Source organism: Streptomyces sp. NPDC039480 (assembly GCF_055597165.1).
In genome coordinates this window covers 599,150-617,226 of sequence record NZ_JBVITX010000002.1, presented here as the reverse complement: position 1 = coordinate 617,226, position 18,077 = coordinate 599,150, and the positions used below count along the sequence as shown (strand labels likewise).

Genomic DNA, 18,077 nt, shown 5'->3' with positions numbered 1-18,077 from the left:
CACGATCCTGTCGAGCTTGGCCGGGCGGCCCCACCAGCGCGGGTTGCGCTCCAGCGTGACGTCACCGGCCTTGCGGTCGACGGCCCCGAGCGCGAAGGGGCCCGCCGACACCTTGAGCCTGCGGCGCGCGCCGTCGTTGAAGGTGTCGGGGGTGCCCATGACCTGCTTCGGGTACAGCGGTGAGAAGAGGGAGCGCCAGTCGGCGTACGGCTTGGCGAAGGTGACCCGCACCTCCAGGTTGTTCGCGCCGCGTTCGATCTTGGCGATGCGGTCGTAGCCGGCGTTCCGCGCCGTCCAGTACGCGGTGTCCTTTCCGGACAGGGCCCGCCACTGGGCGAGGAAGTCGTCGGCGCCGATCTCCCGGCCGTCGCTCCAGACCGCCTGCTGGTTCAGCTTGTACAGGACGACCTGCTGGGGTTCGCGCTCGACGACCTCCGCCGATTCGAGGAAGTCGGCGTTGCGCTGCGCCCTGCCCTGCGCGTCGAGGCGGAACAGGGACGGCAGGACGGCGCCCGCGACCCGTGCGGTCGCCTCGTCGGCGTCTGCCTGGAAGGTGTTGAACGTCTCGGGCCGGGCGTCGACCGCCCAGTTCATGGCCCCGCCGTCGGCGACCAGGTCCCTGGCGGCCGGAGCGATGTCCTGGCCCGCGGTCGGCCGGCCGGCCTCGTCGTTCGAGCTGCAGCCGGCGAGGGCGGGCAGAGCCAGCACCCCCGTCGCGAGGAACACGACAGATCTGACTCTGGCGCGGTCGTGGGACATGGCTGGTACCTCCGGGGTCCGGGGCTCGCCCGGCCGCCCGCTACCAGGACCGGGCCGGGTTTGATCACGTTTGGCGGTATATGGAGCTGATCACATCTATGGCCCCACTGAAGGTGACGGGACGTGCGCCCCGGGGGCGACACGACGCGGTGGCGCTCATATCCCACTCGTGCGGCCCAACGGGCGGGACGGCGCGTGATCCGGCGCATTCGCGACTCCTGATCCGGCAATCGGTGCAGATCTCTTCACAAGCCGGGATGTGAGGCGCGACACTCGCAGGCGCATGAGCGTTGCCACCGCACCCCTGAAGTGAGGGCAAGTAATGGCTCTGCACGATGAATTGACGGCTGTTCAACGATGCGTGGACGACCTCGTCCGGACCGTCGGCCGACTGGAACAGCAGGCCGGCACCGAGGTGGCGGGGGTCGACGTGCGCCGGGTGCGCACGGACACCGACCATCTGCGCGAGAGCGTGGCCCTGCTGCGCGCCGCGGCCTCGCCGCCGCCCTCGCCCCGCCCCGAGCCGCCCAGGCCCGACTTCGTGACCATCCCCGATACGCCGTACGACAGCTCGCTGTGGACGAACACCGGAGATCTCGACGACGAGGGCCTCGGTGGCCGCGACCGCCACGCGCCCTGAATCCGCCCGCTCTGATTGGAGCCTCGTTGGCCACCGGTACGGAACCCCAACCGAAGAGCGGACCGGCCCCCGGCGGCGGCGTACGTGACGGTACGCGCGCCGCGATCACCGCTGCCCATCTGCGGACCGACCGCTGGTGGCTGGCGCCCGCGGGTTCCGTCGTCGGGCTGCTCGCCTTCATCGTCTACTCGACCTGGCGGGCCTTCGCGAACGCCGACTACTACGCGGCGCCCTACGTCTCGCCGTTCTACTCGCCGTGTCTGGCCGAGAACTGCGAGCCGATGCGCTCGGGACCCAACTGGGAGATCTTCGGCAGCTGGTGGGGCCTGTCCCCCTCGGTGCTCATCCTGATCTTCCCGTTGGGCTTCCGGCTGACCTGCTACTACTACCGCAAGGCCTACTACCGCGGCTTCTGGGCGTCACCGCCCGCCTGCGCGGTCGCCGAGCCGCACAAGAAGTACACGGGCGAGACGCGCTTCCCGCTGATCCTGCAGAACATCCACCGGTACTTCTTCTACGCCGCCGTGCCGGTCGCGGGCATCCTCACGTACGACGCCGTCCTCGCCTTCCGCGACGAGCACTACGAGTGGGGCCACATGGGGCTCGGCACGCTCGTCCTGCTCGTCAACGTCGTCCTGATCTGGATCTACACCCTCTCCTGCCACTCCTGCCGGCACGTCATCGGCGGCAGGCTCAAACACTTCTCCAAGCATCCGGTGCGGTACCGCATGTGGCAGTGGACCGGCAAGCTGACGGCCCGTCACATGCTGCTCGCGTGGACGTCGTTGGCGAGCGTGGCGCTCGCCGACCTCTACGTCTACCTGGTCGCCAGCGGTGCCTTCGACGATCCGCGCTTCTTCTAACGGACAGGACCTTCTGATGTCACAAGTGGAACGGCAGCAGTGGGACGTCGTCGTGGTGGGGGCCGGGGGCGCGGGGCTGCGGGCCGCGATCGAGGCGCGCGAGCAGGGCGCTCGTACGGCGGTGATCTGCAAGTCGCTGTTCGGCAAGGCCCACACGGTGATGGCCGAGGGCGGCATCGCCGCGTCCATGGGCAATGTGAACTCCGGCGACAACTGGCAGGTCCACTTCCGCGACACCCTGCGCGGCGGCAAGTTCCTCAATCAGTGGCGGATGGCCGAGCTGCACGCGCGCGAGGCGCCGGACCGCGTGTGGGAGCTGGAGACCTGGGGCGCCCTGTTCGACCGCACACCGGACGGCCGCATCTCGCAGCGCAACTTCGGCGGCCACGAGTACCCGCGGCTCGCGCACGTCGGCGACCGCACCGGGCTCGAACTGATCCGCACGCTCCAGCAGAAGATCGTCTCCCTCCAGCAGGAGGACTTCCGCGAACACGGGGACTACGAAGCGCGGTTGAAGGTCTTCCAGGAGTGCACGGTCACGCGGGTGCTGAAAGAGGAGGACACCGCTTTCGGCGAGGCGGGGCGGGTCTGCGGGACCTTCTGCTACGACCGGGAGTCCGGTCGCTTCTTCGTCCTCGAAGCGCCGAGCGTGGTCCTCGCGACGGGCGGCATCGGCAAGTCCTTCAAGGTGACGTCGAACTCGTGGGAGTACACGGGCGACGGGCACGCGCTCGCGCTGCTCGCCGGGGCGCCGCTGCTCAACATGGAGTTCGTGCAGTTCCATCCGACCGGCATGGTCTGGCCGCCGTCGGTCAAGGGCATCCTCGTCACCGAGTCCGTGCGCGGCGACGGCGGGGTGCTCAGGAACTCCGAGGGCAAGCGGTTCATGTTCGACTACGTCCCCGACGTCTTCAAGGAGAAGTACGCGCAGTCGGAGGAGGAGGGCGACCGCTGGTACGAGGACCCGGACCACAACCGCCGTCCCCCCGAACTGCTGCCCCGCGACGAGGTGGCCCGGGCCATCAACTCCGAGGTCAAGGCGGGCCGCGGCTCGCCGCACGGCGGGGTCTTCCTCGATGTGTCGACGCGCATGCCCGCCGAGGTCATCAAGCGCAGGCTGCCGTCCATGTACCACCAGTTCAAGGAGCTCGCGGACGTCGACATCACCGCGGAGGCCATGGAGGTCGGGCCGACCTGTCACTACGTGATGGGCGGCATCGCGGTCGACTCCGACACCGCGGCGGCGCGCCGTGTGACGGGTCTCTACGCCGCGGGTGAGGTCGCGGGCGGCATGCACGGCTCCAACCGGCTCGGCGGCAACTCGCTCTCCGACCTGCTCGTCTTCGGGCGGCGCGCGGGGCTGCACGCGGCCCGGTACGCCGCGGGGCTCGCCGCGCGGCCCGTGGTGGACGAGGTGCAGATCGACACGGCGGCCGCGGAGGCGCTGCGGCCGTTCAGCGCCGAGGGCCTGGCGGAGGGGGCGACGCCCGAGAATCCGTACACCCTCCATCAGGAGCTCCAGCAGACCATGAACGACCTGGTCGGCATCATCCGCCGGGAGGCGGAGATGGAGCAGGCCCTGGAGAAGCTCGCCGAGCTCCGGGTGCGGGCGCGGCGGGCCGGTGTCGAGGGTCACCGCCAGTTCAACCCGGGCTGGCACCTCGCACTCGACCTGCGGAACATGCTCCTGGTCAGCGAGTGTGTCGCGCGGGCCGCCCTGGAGCGTACGGAGAGCCGTGGTGGCCACACCCGTGAGGACCACCCGACGATGAACCGCGAGTGGCGCCGCGCCAATCTGCTCTGCCGGCTGGCCGATCCGAGCGACGGGTTGGCGGCCACCGATCCCGTGCGCGGCCAGATCGACCTCGTCCGCGTGTCCACCGAACCGATCCGCCCGGACCTGCTCGCCCTCTTCGAGAAGGAGGAGCTGGTCAAGTACCTGACGGAAGAGGAGCTGTACGAGTGAGTTCGTACGACGCGCGATTCAAGGTCTGGCGCGGGGATGTCGGGGGCGGCGGCCTGGAGGACTTCAAGGTCGAGGTCAATGAAGGCGAGGTCGTCCTCGACATCATCCATCGCCTCCAGGCGACCCAGGCACCCGACCTGGCGGTGCGCTGGAACTGCAAGGCGGGCAAGTGCGGTTCGTGCTCCGCGGAGATCAACGGCAGGCCCCGGCTCCTGTGCATGACGCGCATGTCGGTCTTCGGCCGCGACGAGGTCATCACGGTGACGCCGCTGCGCGCCTTCCCCGTGGTGCGCGACCTGGTGACGGACGTCGGCTTCAACTACACGAAGGCGCGGGAGATCCCGTCCTTCGTGCCGCCTGCGGGGCTCGGCCCCGGTGAGTACCGCATGCAGCAGACGGATGTGGACCGCCCGCAGGAGTTCCGCAAGTGCATCGAGTGCTTCCTCTGCCAGGACACGTGCCATGTGGTGCGCGACCACGAGGAGAACAAGGAGGCCTTCGCGGGCCCTCGCTTCCTGATGCGCGTCGCCGAACTGGACATGCACCCGCTGGACGCGGCGTCCGACACCGGCCTCGACCGAAAACGAACCGCACAGGAGGAGCACGGCCTCGGCTACTGCAACATCACGAAGTGCTGCACGGAGGTGTGCCCCGAGGGCATCAAGATCACGGACAACGCACTGATTCCCTTGAAGGAACGGGCTGTTGACCGCAAGTACGATCCGCTGGTGTGGCTGGGGAGCAAGATTCGGCGACGGCAGGCGGAGTAGACGGCGGGACGGGGCTCGAGCGGGGGCCCGAAGCTCCCGCCCGGCAGGGCCGCTGTGCCACACTGCCGCGCATGCACGCTCCCCGTCGCTCCCGCCCCCTCCCCGCCGCCCTGCTGCTCGTGGGCGCGCTGAGCGTGGCCGGCACCGGCTGCTCGCTGCCCGGTGGCAGTGACGACAAGGGCGGCGGGACAGGCCTGGAGCGGGCGCTCGCCGCGGTCCCCGCAGCGGCGGCGGACCAGGGGGTGACGTATCGGGACGTACGGACCGTACGCCGACTCGTCGCCGAGAACCCGTCGCTCTACCGCGGCCTGGACGGCTTCGGGATCCTCGAAGTCGTCCAGCACGGCTACACGGGCGGGAGCGTCCGCGCGGACTGGGGGTTCGACGCGAAGGACGTGCGGACGTCCGTCGCGGTCGGCAACAGTTCGCTGCTCACGGGGAAGTTCGACACGGACGCGGTCGACCGGGCGATGAAGAAACAGGGCTACCGCGCCACCCGCACCGACGACGGCACCCGCTACAAGAAGCGCGGCGACGCCGCGACGTACGAGGTCTCCGACTCCGCCCGCGCCGCCAAGCGCTCCGACCTCGCGCTCGGCCTCTCCGCCCCCGACGAGTCCCTGCGGGACGACGAGGCGTACGAGGCGGTGGCCGACTGCCTGGGCGACGTCTACGAAGCGACGTACTACGCGAAGCGCGCCGACGCGGACGTCGTGCTCTTCGCGATCGGCGGGCGACTCGGCAAGGACGGCACGTCGTCCTCAGAGACCCTCTGCGCGCGAACCGCCTCCCGAAAGGCGGCCACCGCCACGGCAGACAGGCTCCGCAAGAAAACAGCCCAGGGCCAGCATTACGCGGGCTCAAAGGTGACGATCGGCGAGGGCACCACCCCGCTCGTCACGATGACCTGGAAGAACCGAGCCAAGCCCGGCCTCCGCCCATCCGACAACGACAGAACCTCGGAGCTGCCGGGGGTGCTGGTGTGGGGGCGTTGATCGGCCAGGGGTGGAGGGCGCCGACGCCCTCCCGGGTCGCGGTGTGGCTTATGCCCCCATACGCTCCCAAATGTGATGCCGCCCCCGTCGATGGCCGTGCGGGCAGCAGCGGGCGTGGGGGGCGTGCTGCTTGCCTGGTTGTTGTTGTTCAGTTCGTCCGTTGCGCTTGCCGAAGAGCCCGTGACGCTCTCCCGTTCCGGACAGCTCACCGATCGGACCAGCGCGCTCGGAGGGCGGGCAGGCGCGGCCGAGCAAGTCCTGGATCGGCTCTACGACGAGCGTGGGGTGCAGCTCTTCGTTGTGTACGTACGTGACTTTTCCGGGCGTTCTCCGCAGAGCTGGGCCGATGCCACCGCCGAACGCAATGGCCTGGGGCTCGATGACGTACTGCTCGCCGTGGCCACGCACGACCGTCAGTTCGCTTACTCCGTGGACGACGGGTCGCGGCTCACCGACGCGCAGCTCCAGGACGTGGCGACCACCGCCATCCGGCCCGCCCTGCGCGAGAACGACTGGGCCGGGGCGGCCATCGGCGCGGCGGAGGGCTACCGCGCGGTGCTCGCGGGACAGCCCGTGCCCACCCCTTCCGTCACACCGGGCCCGGCCGACCCGGGCGGCGCCGACTCCACGGCCGGCGATCTCGTGCTGCCCGTCGCGGCTGCCTGCGCGGCCGGGGTCGCCGCGACGGTCGCGTACAAGCGGCGCAGGAAGCGCGCCACCACCCGCACCACGCCCGGCGGGGGTGGGTGGGGGCGGGGCACAGTGGGCAGGGAGGTGGCGCCGCTGCCCGAACTCGATAAGCGGAGTCGGCTGCTGCTTGTGGAGACCGACGACGCCATCCGCACCAGCACCGAAGAGCTCGGCTTCGCCACCGCGCAGTTCGGTGAGGAAGCGGCCAAGCCCTTCGCCGCGGCGCTCGCGTACGCGCAGGCCGAGCTGACCGCGGCGTTCCGGCTGCGCCAGGAGCTCGACGACGCCCACCCGGAGGACGACCTCACCAGGCGCCGCATGCTGGACGAGATCGTCGCGCGCTGCACGGAGGCGGGCCGCAGGCTGGACGCCGAGACCGCGGGCTTCGACGAGCTGCGCGCCCTGGAGAAGAACGCCCCGCAGGCCTTGGAGCACGCGGAGACGGCGTACCGGGGGGTCGAGGAGCGTACCGGTGCCGCGCGGGCAGTTCTCGAAGATCTCCGCCGGGCGTATGCCGCGACCGCCTTCGCCGCCGTGCTCGGCCATGTCGAGCAGGCCAAGGACCGCCTGGTCTTCGCCGCCGCCCAGCTCGCGCAGGCCCGGCAGAGCGTCGACGCCGGTGAGAGCGGCGTGGCCGCCGTCCATCTGCGGGCGGCGGAGGGCGCCGTGGACCAGGCGGACACGTTCACTGCCGCCGTCGGCCGACTGGCCGACGAGCTCGCGCTGGCCGACGAGAAGCTTCCCGGCGCCCTCGCCGAGGCCGAGGCGGACCTCGCCGACGCGCGCGGCCTTCTGGCCGGCACCGGAGAAGGGGTCTCCACAGCGGATCTGCGGGGCCGGGTGGCCCGCGCCGAGTCGGTGATCGCGGACGTGCGCGGCCGGATGTCCGCGGGGCCCTACGACCCGATCGACGCCCTGCGCCGCGTCGAGGAGGCCGACACCGCACTCGACGAGGCGCTCACGGGAGCCCGTGAGCGCGAGGTCACCGACCGCCGCGCCCGGACCTTGCTCTCCCAGGCGCTGCTCACCGCGCGCAGCGCCGTCGGGGCGGCGACGGACTTCGTCACCACGCACCGCGGCGCCGTCGGCAGCGAGGCGCGGACCCGCCTGGCGGAGGCGGCACGGCATCTCGCCGAGGCGGAGGCCGCCCAGGGCGAGGACGCCACCGCCGCGCTCGCCGCGGCCCAGCGGGCGGACGGTCTTGCCCGGCAGGCGCAGCAGCTCGCCGAGCGCGATGTACGGGGTTACGGCAACCCCTACGGCGACTCCTACGGAGGCGGGTTCGGCGGGGGCCGCGGACCGGGCGGCGGCATGGGCGGCGCGGTCCTCGGCGGGATCATCCTGGGCGAGCTCTTCGGAGGGGGTGGTCGCCGAGGCGGTGGCTACGGAGGGGGCGGTTTCGGTGGCGGTGGCTACGGAGGCGGTGGTCCCGGCAGCTTCGGTGGCGGCGGCACACGGGGGCGCAGGGGCGGAGGCGGCAGGTTCTGAACCCGGCGGCAATCGGCGGCAAACGCAGCAATCGGCGGTAATCGGCGGCAACTTCCCTACGTACGAGATCCAGGAGATCAAGGCCATGACGAAGCAGACCATCCTCGGCCGCGTCGCTCAGCTCGCCAAGGCGAACATCAACGCGCTCCTCGACGAGGCCGAGGACCCGCAGAAGATGATCGACCAGCTGATCCGCGACTACTCGAACAACATCAGGGAGGCCGAGGAGGCGGTCGCGACCACCATCGGCAATCTGCGGATGCTGGAGCAGGACCACAAGGCCGACCAGGACGCGGCCGTCGAGTGGGGCGGCAAGGCCCTCGCGGCGAGCAGGAAGGCCGACGAGCTGCGGGCGGCCGGGAACGCCGCGGAGGCCGACACGTTCGACCGGCTCGCCAAGGTGGCGCTCGGGCGGCAGCTGCGGTCCGAGCGGGAGGCGAAGGACGCCGAGCCGACGATCGCCTCGCAGACCGAGGTCGTGGAGAAGCTGAAGTCCGGCCTCGACCGGATGAGGACGAAGCTGTCCGACCTGGAGTCGCGGCGCGATCAGCTGGTGGCGCGCGCCAAGACCGCGCAGGCGCAGAACCAGATGATGGACGCCGCCCGGAACATCGACGTCCTCGACCCGACCAGCGAGTTGAGCCGCTTCGAGGACAAGGTGCGGCGCGAGGAGGCGCGGGCGCTCGGCAAGCAGGAGCTGGCCGCGTCCTCGCTCGACGCGCAGTTCGAGGAGCTGGACAGCCTGGGCGACGAGGCCGAGGTCACGGCCCGCCTCGCCGCCCTCAAGGCGACCACGTAAGTCCCTGTGTGGCCCATGACGGGGGCGCACGTCAGAACAGGCTCAGCAGCGCCTCCGCCGCGTCCATCGGCTCCACATCACCGTCGGGCAGGGCGAGTTCGAACCACACCGTCTTGCCGCGCGGTGTCCTGCGCGAGCCCCACGCGGCGCTGAGCAACCCCACGAGCTGGAGTCCGCGCCCGCCCTCGTCGGTGTCCCGCGCCCGGCGCCGGCGCGGCTGGACGAAGCTGGCGTCCCACACCTCGCAGACCAGCGTCCGGTCCAGCAGGAGGCGCAGTCTGATGTCTCCGTCGCCGTACCGCAGGGCGTTGGTGACGAGCTCGCTGACCAGCAGTTCCGCCGTGTCGCAGAGCCGCTCCAGGTCCCAGTCCCGCAGTTGGTCGCAGGCCAGTTCGCGGGCGCGGCCGACGGATTTGAGGTCGCGCGGCAGCGTCCAGTCGCCGACGTGCTCGGCGGGAAGCCCCTGGACGCGTGCCATCAGGAGGGCGATGTCGTCCTCTCCGTGGTGGGTGTCGAGGGTGTTCAGGACGTGGTCGCAGACGTCCTCCAGGGCGGGTGGCGCGTCGTTGAGGGCGCGTACGAACGCGTTCAGGCCCTCGTCCAGGGCGTGGTCGCGGGATTCGACGAGGCCGTCGGTGTAGAGCGCGAGGAGGGCGCCCTCGGGGAGTTCGACCTCGACGTCCTCGAAGGGCTCGCCGCCGACGCCGAGCGGCAGGCCCGGGGGTACGTCGAGCATGAGCGCGGACTCGCCGGGTTCGACCAGGACGGGCGGCAGGTGGCCCGCGTTGGCGAAGGTGCAGCGGCGCGTGACGGCGTCGTAGACCGCGTAGACACAGGTGGCGAGGTAGACCTCGCTGAGATCCGCGTCCGCCGCCTTGCGGGCCGCGCGGCTGGACTGCTGGGGCCCGGCGGGATTGCCGAGGCCGCGCGCGATCTCGTCGAGGGCGGAGAGCACCTCCGCGGGCTCCAGGTCGAGGAGCGCCAGGGTGCGGACGGCGGTGCGCAGCTCCCCCATGGCGACGGCGGCGCGCAGGCCGCGGCCCATGACGTCGCCGACGACGAGGGCGGTGCGGTGGCCCGGCAGTTCGATGACGTCGAACCAGTCGCCGCCGACCTCCGTCGCGGCGTTGCCCGGCAGATAGCGGCAGGCGATGTCGAGGCCGGACGCCTCGGGGTCGCCGGGCGGCAGCAGGGAGCGTTGCAGTATCAGCGCGCGCTCGTGCTCGCGGCGGTAGAGGCGGGCGTTGTCGATACAGACGGCGGCGCGTGCGGCCAGTTCGACGGCGAGTGCCCGGTCGCGCTCGCCGAAGGGTTCGCTGCCCTTCGTACGGGAGAACTGGGCGAGGCCGACCACGGTGTCGTGGGCGACCATCGGCACGGCGAGCGTCGACTGGACCAGGCCGCGGGTGAGGCGGCTCGCGGAGTCGTCGTCCTCCCCGGTGATCAGCCGGGGGCGGGCGGTGCGCAGGGCGTCGGCGCACGGCGACGTGAACCCGAACCGGTGTACGGCACCGACGTCCATGGGCCCGGCACCGGCCGGGAACGGGGCGTCGGCGACGGCGCTCGCGAAGGCCACCCGGCGCAGTTCCGCGCTGCCGTCGGCGAGTCCCGGCGGTGTCTCGTCGCCGTCCAGGAGGCCTTGGTACAGGTCGACGGAGGCGAGGTCGCAGAAGCCGGGGACGGCGACGTCGAGCAGTTCCCTGGCGGTGGTCTCCAGGTCGAGGGAGTTGCCGATGCGGGCCCCCGCCTCGTTCAGGAGAGCCAGATTGCGCCGCGCGTGGGCGGCCTCGCGGGCTGCGGCGTGCCGCCGGGTGACGTCGGTGCCGAGGCCCGCGACGCCGATGGGGCGGCCGGAGCCGCTGTGCACGCGGTAGAGGTTGATCGACCAGTGCCTGCGGTCGCTGCTGCCGGGCGCAGGGCCCACTATCTGCATGTCCGTCACGGAATCGCCGGTTTCCAGGACCCGCTTCATGGCGGCGGCCATGCGGTCGGCCTCGTGGCGCGGCAGGTAGTCGTGGACGGTGCGGCCGCGGTGGTCCTCGACGCCGCCGCCGAAGACGTCGGCGAACCGGCGGTTGGCGCGCTGCACCTTCAGGTCCGTGCCGAAGAGCAGGAAGCCGAAGGGAGATTGGCCGAAAATGGCCTGCGAGGCGGCGAGGTCGGTCTCGATCTGCCGCAGCACCCGGACGTCGACGACGATGCAGACAGCGGCCCGCTCGCCCTCCTCGGTCTCGGTCGGCATGACGTAGACCTCGGCGATGCCCTCCATGCCGGGCGCCATGCGGGATGCCGTGCCACGTGCCGTGCCGCGTCCTTCGGCGCCGTCCCCGTCGGGCACCCGGAAGGGGACGACGCCCGTCCACTCCCGTCCGTCGAGGATCTCCGCCATCTTGCGGTGGCTGCCGGCGCGCAGCTCGGGCGGCACGAAGGCCTCGATGGGGTCCTTGCCGACGGCGTCCCGCGCGGCCACGCCGAACAGCCGCTCGGCGCGCACGCTCCACTGGTCGACGAGGCCGTCCGCGCCGATCGAGAACGAGGCGACCTTGATGTAGTCGTAGATCGAACCGGGTGGGTCGCTCTGCCACGTCTCGTCGGCCGCTCCGCCGCCCGGGGCCGTATCGCCCGTCGCGTCCTCCGCGGCCCCGTGGGCCATCGCGTCGCCCGACGGACCGTCGCACTCCGTCGCCTTCGCTGGTATCTCGCTCACGCGAACCGTCCCCTCCAGCTCACCGCGTCCGGCACCGGTCACCGCATACGGCTGACCGCAGTATCCAGCACTACGGTGCCGCGCCACACGGCGTTCACGATCACAGCACGGACTCGACGCTTTTTGGCCCGTGCCGCCCTTGTGCAGGACGTCTGTCGCACACTGCCAGTCTTCTAACCCGGCAACGCCAGCTCGAACCACACCGTCTTCCCCGTTCTGCCCGTACGACCCGGCCGTGTCCCCCAGCGCCGCGACGAGCGGGAGACCAGCTGGAGGCCGCGCCCGCCCTCGTCGTCGAGGGCGGCCATGCGCTCCAGGGGCGGGTCGGGGAGCGGGTCGGACACCTCGACCAGGAGGGTGCCCGGGGGGTGCACGGGGCGTACGAGACGTACGCCGATGGGCCCGGAGGCATGGCGCAGGGAGTTGGTCACCAGCTCGCTCACGAGCAACACGGTGACGTCCCCGAGGGAACCGAGACCCCAGTCGGCGAGTTGTGCGCGGACGACGGCGCGTGCGGTGCGGACGGCGCCGGGGTCAGCGGGGAAGGCCCACTCGGCGCAGTCGCCTTCGGTGTCGATCACGCCGATCACTTCCAGACCAGTAGCTGAACCCGTCCGGTTTCATGGGAATAGTGGGCATATACCCGATATCGGGGCTCATTTACCGCGCACCGGGGCGCACTGTGGCACGAACGGCTCGAACGGCGTAGGCGCGTCATGGGCGCGCTTCAGGAGGCGGGGTTCAGGAGGCTGCGTGCGCGTGCGCGAGGGTCGCCCTGACGGCGGGCACGTCCGCGGTCAGCCAGTCCACGGACCAGACCTGGTCGGGGGCGAGCCAGCGCAGCTCGTCGTGGTCCTCCAGGGGCCGGGGTTCGCCGGAGAGCAGCCGGGCGGTCCACACCCGCAGGACGTACCCCTTGGCGAGCGGCCACTGTCCCGGCACACGGCCGGTCGGTTCGGCCTCGACGCCCAGTTCCTCGCGGAGCTCGCGCACCAGCGCGTCCTCGCACCGCTCACCGGGCTCGACCTTGCCGCCGGGCAGCTCCCAGCCGCCCGCGAGTTCGGGGGGCGCGCTGCGCCGCGCGGCGAGCAGGCGTCCGTCGTCGTACAGGGCGGCGCCCACCACAATGCGTTCGTTCATGCCGCGGAGCCTAATGGGGCGTCCAGTGCCGCCCGCGTCCGCTGTTCATCACTGCTGCTACCGCTACCGGCTATCGCCCGCTGCCGTTCGTGCTCAGCTTCTCCACCGAGTAGAGCTGCTTGTGCCCGCGGTCGTCGAGGCGGTCCGCGATGCGCTGGGCCTCGGCCTTCGTCGCGTACCTGCCGACGCGGTAGCGGTTGCCGTTGTCGTCCTGCCGTATCACGAACCAGGGCAGCAGGACCGTGCCGTCATTCATCGCGCCCCTCCGTTCGCCACCCCCGGCGCGCCCCACGCCTCGATCAGTAAGGAAACCGCAATCCGCATATGCCCGAGCCTACGCCCGACCTTTACGCAGCGGATACGGCTTTGCACAAAGAGGTACGCGAGTGGGTCGCTATCGGCCAACGCCCGGCAAACAGCAGGGGGCGCACCCTTTGGATGCGCCCCCAAGGGGACGGAACGGATCGCCCCACCGGGGCGCGCCGGAGTGGGTCACTTCACGGGAAGGCGGTACGCGATCTCGTAGCGGTCGGCGGGGACCACGATGTCGGCCGTCTCGACCGGACGGCCGGACGCGTAGTACGTGCGGTGGACGACGAGGACCACGTGGCCGGGGACGCCGCCGAGCGCCGTGAGCTCCTCGGCCAGGCCGGGGCGGGCGCCGACCTCCTCCGCGACGTTGTCCACGATGACGTCGATGGCGGCCATCCGGTCCACCACACCGCAGCCGCCGAGCGGGCCCTCCTCGGGGAGCATGACGGGGGTACGCCCGGTGATGGCGAGGGGCTCCCAGGAGGTGGAGAGCATCATGGCCTCACCGGCGTCCCGGAAGACGTACCGGGTGCACATCACGCGGTCGCCCGCGCGGATGGCGAGCCGCTCGGCGATCGCGGCGCCGGCCTCGGTCTGCTCGCTGCGGGACTCCCAGGTGCCGCGCACGCCGTCGGCGGCCTGCTCCTGGCGGAAGGGGGTCGAACCGCCGTTCGCCGCGCGGTAGCCGGTGCGGGCGATCTTGCGGGGGACGGGGCGCTCGCGCACATAGGTGCCGGACCCGGAGCGCCCCTCGACCAGGCCCTCGGCCATCAGGACCTTGCGCGCCTCCAGGGCGACCGTGTCCGATACGCCGTACTCCTCGCGGATTCTCGCCTGCGAGGGGAGGCGCGTCCGCGGCGGCAGGGAGCCGTCGGCGATCTTCTTGCGGAGATCACCCGCGACCCGCAGATACGCCGGCTGCTCGCCGAAAGTCACTGGCCACTCCCATCAGGTTGACAGACAGCAACAGCCTGGCAACCGTGGGTTGTTGCATGCAACCCAAGGCCAAGGAATCACTCGAAGTGATGATTTCTACCGGCGCAGGTCTTTACGCAGGGCCTTTCCCCGGATATGGCGAGCGATCAACGGCCCCAAGGAAACGTTCGGTGGCCGCCCGGGCGATCTGACTCCCCCAGCCTCCCCAGTTCACGTCGAAACAATGGTCGGCCCACGGGAGTTCGACGTACGTCGCCGGGGCGCCGGCCTCCCGCAGACGCCGGGCCAGCTCGCGCGCCTGCGCCACCGGCACCGCGCGGTCCGCGCTCCCGTGCAGCAGCAGCGTCGGCGGCACGTCGTCGCGGACGAGCCGGGCGGGCGAGCCGAGGCGGTAGCGGGCGGGGGCGGACGCGACCGAACCGCCCATCAGGGCCGGGATGATGGGGTCGCGGCGCAGCGCGGTGCCGGCGATCAACTGCCGCATGTCGGTGGGTCCGTAGAGCGAGATCACCCCCGACACCGAGCTGTCGCGGACCGCGCAGGAGGGCGGGACCCGGCCGTCGTCCTCGGTGTAGGCGGCGGCGAGCGCGAGGTTGCCGCCCGCCGAACTGCCCGCGAGGAGCAGGCGGTCGGGGTCGACGCCGTACACGCGCGCGTGCCGCCGCACCCAGCCGACCGCGCACTTCACGTCCCCGATCTGGTCGAGCTGGGTCCCCCGGGGCGCGAGCCGGTAGTCGATGTCGAAGACCGACCAGCCGCGCGCGTTGAACCACCGGTTCCACTCGGGGGTCTGACTGCGGTGGCCCCTGTTCCAGCCGCCGCCGTGCACCCACACGACGGCGGGCCGCCGCACCCCGGACCGCCGGGGCGGCGCCCAGAGGTCAAGCGTCAGCTTCTGTCCCTTCGTGCGGTGCACCCCGTGGCCGCGGCCCACGCGCGCGTACGTGAGCGTTCGCGCGCGGTCGGGCACCTTGGCGTAGTTGACGCCGTCGAAGTACCGCGTGGGGGCGAGCCGTTGCCCCTGTCGCTCCGCGGTGCCGTACGCGGCGGCGTAGGGCATCACTCCGTAGACGAGGGCCGCGAAGGAGGCGAGCGCGGCGAGCCCCGCGCACCAGGGGTGCCGCCGGCCGCCGCACGCGGCGGCGGCGAGCCCGAGCAGCCCGGGCGGCAGCAGCACGAGACCCCAGGAGGTGATCGCCGCCGCGACGAGCACCAGGAGGGGGACGCGGGGCAGCGGGGCGGCGACGAGGACGGCGAGTGCCGCGTTCAGCAGACCGGCGGCCAGGAGCAGGACCCGGGTCACGGCGGGCGGCGGCACGGCGGGCATCACACCGAAGAACTATCACAGAAGCGGACAAAATCCTCTCAGGGTGCCCGCCCTGGAGAGGGTCACACCGCCGCGGAGAGAATCACATCGCTACGGAGAGGGTCACACCACTACGGAGAGGGTCACACCGCCGCGCCCTCGCCGTGGTCCTCGCCGAGCCCGGACTCCGCGCCGTCCTCCGGAGTGGCATCGCGGGGCGAAGTGGTCGCCAGGCCGAGGGACTTGCGCGCCGCGCCGGCGTTCTTCTCGCCGAGCCGCTGAAGGCCCGCTACGTAGTGGTCGTTGAAGCTGTCGGCGTCGGTGGCCCCCGCGGCCTTCGCCCACTCCTTGCGGGCCTTGCCGATCTCGGTGACGAGCGCGTCGACGTGGCCTTGCGTCGCCTTCGGCCAGTCGTGCGCGCGCAGCCGCCGCACCCGTTCGGCGAGGCCCTTGTCGACGCGGGCGGCCCACTTCTTGTGCCCTTCGAGGTCGTCCTCGACCCGCTCCGCCGCGGGCTGCGCCAGATACGCCTCGTCGAAGGGCCGGTCCGCCTTCACGTACGCGAGCTGGTCGGCGTCGAGCGTCGTCGCGTCGCGGCGCAGGGACCCCTCCAGCGGATGCTTCGGGTCGGCGGCTCCGAAGAGGCAGGTGATGTGGCGGTCGCCCCGGCGCCAGGTGGTCCTGTCGGGCACGAAGTAGTAGAGCTCGGCGTCACCGAAGTCGGTCCAGCTGTCCAGGACGTACGACCACTGGAGGTCGGTGCACTTGGCCGTGGCGCGGTCGACGAGCGCGTCTTCCCCCGGATAGCTCGTGTCGTCCACGCGGAACGACGCGAAGACCTCACCGTCGTGGCGCCCGGCGCACGGGACCTCGTCGACCTGGAAGGCGTACCGCATCGAGTCGAGCTCCCCGTCGGGCGCGTCGAAGCAGCCGCCCTTGTCGACCGGGAAGGCGCCTGCGCCCTGCCGGGACTCGCGCGCCGCCTCCTTGAAGCCCTCGACGAATTCGCGGGCGCCGCCCGTGGCCACGGCGAGGACGAGCAGCAGGACGCCGACCGCGGAGAGGATGCTGCCCGCGATCGCCATGCCCTTGCCGCGCTCGCCCTTCTTCTTGATCTGCGCGAGCGCGACGAGGCCGAGGACCAGGCCGACGGCGGGCAGACAGCAGAGGAGACCGCAGACGAGGGAGGCGATCGCGAAGCCGTTCACCGGCGGCTTGGAGTACGGGGAGTACGGCCCGAACCACTGCTGGTACGGGGCGTGCCCATGCGGCGGCCACGGAGGGCCTTGCTGCCCCGGAGGCCAAGGGGGTCCTTGCTGCCCCTGCTGCCACGGCTGTTGCCCCGGAGGGGGCGCGTACGGGCCGGGCGGCGGCGGTATGTCCACGGGTAGCGTGCTCCTGAATTCATGGGCGGGCGGTGCGGAGAGCTTGGCGCATCGTAATCGGGGGCAGGGGAGAAAAGGTAATGCGACGGCAAACCTCGACAACTCGGGCAACGGTAGGGGCCGTCAACTCCCTCACCTCGCGGTGGGCGGCGACGACGGCCGCCGACCGCGGCACCGTCTTCTCGGCGGCCGGCGTCTGGCCCCTCCTCGCGTTCCTCGCGGACGGCGCCGACGGCGCGGCCCGCACGGAACTCGCGGACGCGGTGGGACTGCCGGCCGATGAAGCGGCGGCGGGCGCACGGGAGTTGCTGGCCGCGATGGGTCGCGTACGGGGTTTAGACGCGGCCCTCGGACTGTGGACCCAACGCACCCTGACCCTGCGGCGGGCGTGGTGCGACGGCGTGCCGTTGGACGCGCTGGGCGTGCTGACCGGTGACCCCGAGAAGGACGAGGCGGCGCTCGACGCGTGGGCGGCGGAGCGGACGGGCGGCCAGATCGAGCGGATGCCGACCCGTCCGGACAAGAACACGGACTTCGTCCTGGCGAGCGCGCTGGCCCTGCGGACCGAGTGGCTACGGCCCTTCGAGGACGGCGGGATGACTCCGGAAACGGGACCGTGGCAGGACCGCTTCCTCGCCGCCCTGCGCCGCTCGACGTCACTCCTGGACCGCGTCGGCGTGGCCCACACTCCGGCGGGCGCGGTGACCGAGCTGAAGGTGCTCGGCAACACCGGGGTCGACGTCCATCTGCTCCTGGGCGAGGACCACATGGGCCCGGGGCAGGTGCTCGGCGCGGGCGTCGACGTCCTCGCGCGCAGGATCGCGGTGGTGCCGGGGAATCAACTGCCGTACGGAGACGTGGGGCCGGGCCTGGAGGTGACCAGGGTGCGCTCCGAGTCCCCGCGCCCGCCGACACTGCACGTCACCACCGTGCCGTTCACACTGACCGCTGAGCACGACCTGATGCGGCGGCACGAGCTGTTCGGCCTGACCTCGGCGAGGGACGTGACGCGCGGCCACTTCCCGGGGATCGCGGCGGAATCCCTTGCGCTCCAGAACGGCTCGCAGACGGCGACGACGACGTTCAGTGCGCGGGGCTTCCGGGCCGCGGCCGTCACGGTGTTCGGTGCGATCGGTGCGGGCATGCCCGAGGAGCGCTACGTCACCACCGACGTGGCCGCCACCTTCGACCGCCCCTTCGGCTTCCTCGCCGTGCACCGCACCTCGCGCCTCGTCCTCGCGGCGGGCTGGGTCAAGGACCCGGAGCCGTACCGCGAGGACGAGGACCACTGACTCACGTACTCACGTACTCAGAAGCGCTG

General features: G+C 71.7%; 16 protein-coding genes. 8 read left to right on the top strand and 8 right to left on the bottom strand.

Translation table 11 applies throughout. The features are described 5' to 3' along the window. A partial coding sequence (locus tag ACZ56E_RS08870; RefSeq protein ID WP_471212512.1) for an ABC transporter substrate-binding protein occupies positions 1-759 on the bottom strand: 759 nt, incomplete at its 3' end. Between the two features lie 322 nt (positions 760-1,081). Between ACZ56E_RS08870 and ACZ56E_RS08865 the strand changes: the two genes are divergently transcribed. The 7 genes from ACZ56E_RS08865 (at position 1,082) to ACZ56E_RS08835 (ending at position 8,970) form a co-directional block, all read left to right on the top strand. Beyond that, positions 1,082-1,399 carry a hypothetical protein gene (locus ACZ56E_RS08865; protein WP_468609234.1) on the top strand — a complete coding sequence of 106 codons (318 nt, stop codon included), beginning with the start codon at positions 1,082-1,084 and terminating at the stop codon, positions 1,397-1,399. Positions 1,400-1,425: 26 nt separating this feature from the next. Beyond that, a complete protein-coding gene (locus ACZ56E_RS08860) occupies positions 1,426-2,262 on the top strand; it encodes a hypothetical protein (protein ID WP_468609236.1) in 837 nt (278 codons plus the stop codon). A 16-nt stretch (positions 2,263-2,278) separates the two neighbouring features. Next, positions 2,279-4,228, top strand: a complete 1,950-nt coding sequence (locus ACZ56E_RS08855) for a fumarate reductase/succinate dehydrogenase flavoprotein subunit (protein ID WP_471212506.1) — start codon at positions 2,279-2,281, stop codon at positions 4,226-4,228. After that, positions 4,225-4,998, top strand: coding sequence for a succinate dehydrogenase/fumarate reductase iron-sulfur subunit (locus tag ACZ56E_RS08850; RefSeq protein ID WP_471212504.1), 774 nt, complete (start codon positions 4,225-4,227; stop codon positions 4,996-4,998). Before ACZ56E_RS08855 ends, ACZ56E_RS08850 begins: the two co-directional genes overlap by 4 nt. A gap of 71 nt (positions 4,999-5,069) precedes the next feature. Further along, complete coding sequence (locus ACZ56E_RS08845; protein WP_471212501.1) at positions 5,070-5,993, top strand: hypothetical protein; 924 nt, start codon at positions 5,070-5,072, stop codon at positions 5,991-5,993. 90 nt (positions 5,994-6,083) lie between these two features. Beyond that, positions 6,084-8,171 carry a TPM domain-containing protein gene (locus ACZ56E_RS08840; RefSeq protein ID WP_471213126.1) on the top strand — a complete coding sequence of 696 codons (2,088 nt, stop codon included), beginning with the start codon at positions 6,084-6,086 and terminating at the stop codon, positions 8,169-8,171. A gap of 85 nt (positions 8,172-8,256) precedes the next feature. Continuing rightward, the gene (locus ACZ56E_RS08835; RefSeq protein WP_471212500.1) at positions 8,257-8,970 is read left to right on the top strand and encodes a PspA/IM30 family protein; all 714 of its coding nucleotides are present in this window, start codon (positions 8,257-8,259) and stop codon (positions 8,968-8,970) included. A gap of 31 nt (positions 8,971-9,001) precedes the next feature. Here the strand turns inward: ACZ56E_RS08835 and ACZ56E_RS08830 are convergent, their stop codons facing one another. From ACZ56E_RS08830 to ACZ56E_RS08800, 7 genes are all read right to left on the bottom strand, one after another. After that, positions 9,002-11,677, bottom strand: coding sequence for a SpoIIE family protein phosphatase (locus ACZ56E_RS08830; protein WP_471212498.1), 2,676 nt, complete (start codon positions 11,675-11,677; stop codon positions 9,002-9,004). A 173-nt stretch (positions 11,678-11,850) separates the two neighbouring features. Then, positions 11,851-12,267 carry an ATP-binding protein gene (locus ACZ56E_RS08825; RefSeq protein WP_471212496.1) on the bottom strand — a complete coding sequence of 139 codons (417 nt, stop codon included), beginning with the start codon at positions 12,265-12,267 and terminating at the stop codon, positions 11,851-11,853. 151 nt (positions 12,268-12,418) lie between these two features. Next, positions 12,419-12,817 (bottom strand): (deoxy)nucleoside triphosphate pyrophosphohydrolase, encoded by a 399-nt coding sequence (locus tag ACZ56E_RS08820; RefSeq protein ID WP_468609248.1) that lies wholly within the window; start codon positions 12,815-12,817, stop codon positions 12,419-12,421. A gap of 70 nt (positions 12,818-12,887) precedes the next feature. Continuing rightward, positions 12,888-13,073 carry an SPOR domain-containing protein gene (locus tag ACZ56E_RS08815; RefSeq protein ID WP_468609250.1) on the bottom strand — a complete coding sequence of 62 codons (186 nt, stop codon included), beginning with the start codon at positions 13,071-13,073 and terminating at the stop codon, positions 12,888-12,890. Between the two features lie 236 nt (positions 13,074-13,309). Then, positions 13,310-14,065 carry a GntR family transcriptional regulator gene (locus ACZ56E_RS08810; RefSeq protein ID WP_468609252.1) on the bottom strand — a complete coding sequence of 252 codons (756 nt, stop codon included), beginning with the start codon at positions 14,063-14,065 and terminating at the stop codon, positions 13,310-13,312. A gap of 112 nt (positions 14,066-14,177) precedes the next feature. Then, on the bottom strand, positions 14,178-15,392 hold the full coding sequence (locus ACZ56E_RS08805) for an alpha/beta hydrolase fold domain-containing protein (protein ID WP_471213123.1): 1,215 nt from the start codon (positions 15,390-15,392) through the stop codon (positions 14,178-14,180). A gap of 122 nt (positions 15,393-15,514) precedes the next feature. Next, a complete protein-coding gene (locus ACZ56E_RS08800; RefSeq protein WP_471212492.1) occupies positions 15,515-16,756 on the bottom strand; it encodes a DUF4190 domain-containing protein in 1,242 nt (413 codons plus the stop codon). A gap of 80 nt (positions 16,757-16,836) precedes the next feature. Between ACZ56E_RS08800 and ACZ56E_RS08795 the strand changes: the two genes are divergently transcribed. Continuing rightward, positions 16,837-18,048, top strand: coding sequence for a serpin family protein (locus ACZ56E_RS08795; protein ID WP_471212490.1), 1,212 nt, complete (start codon positions 16,837-16,839; stop codon positions 18,046-18,048). Positions 18,049-18,077: the final 29 nt, after the last annotated feature.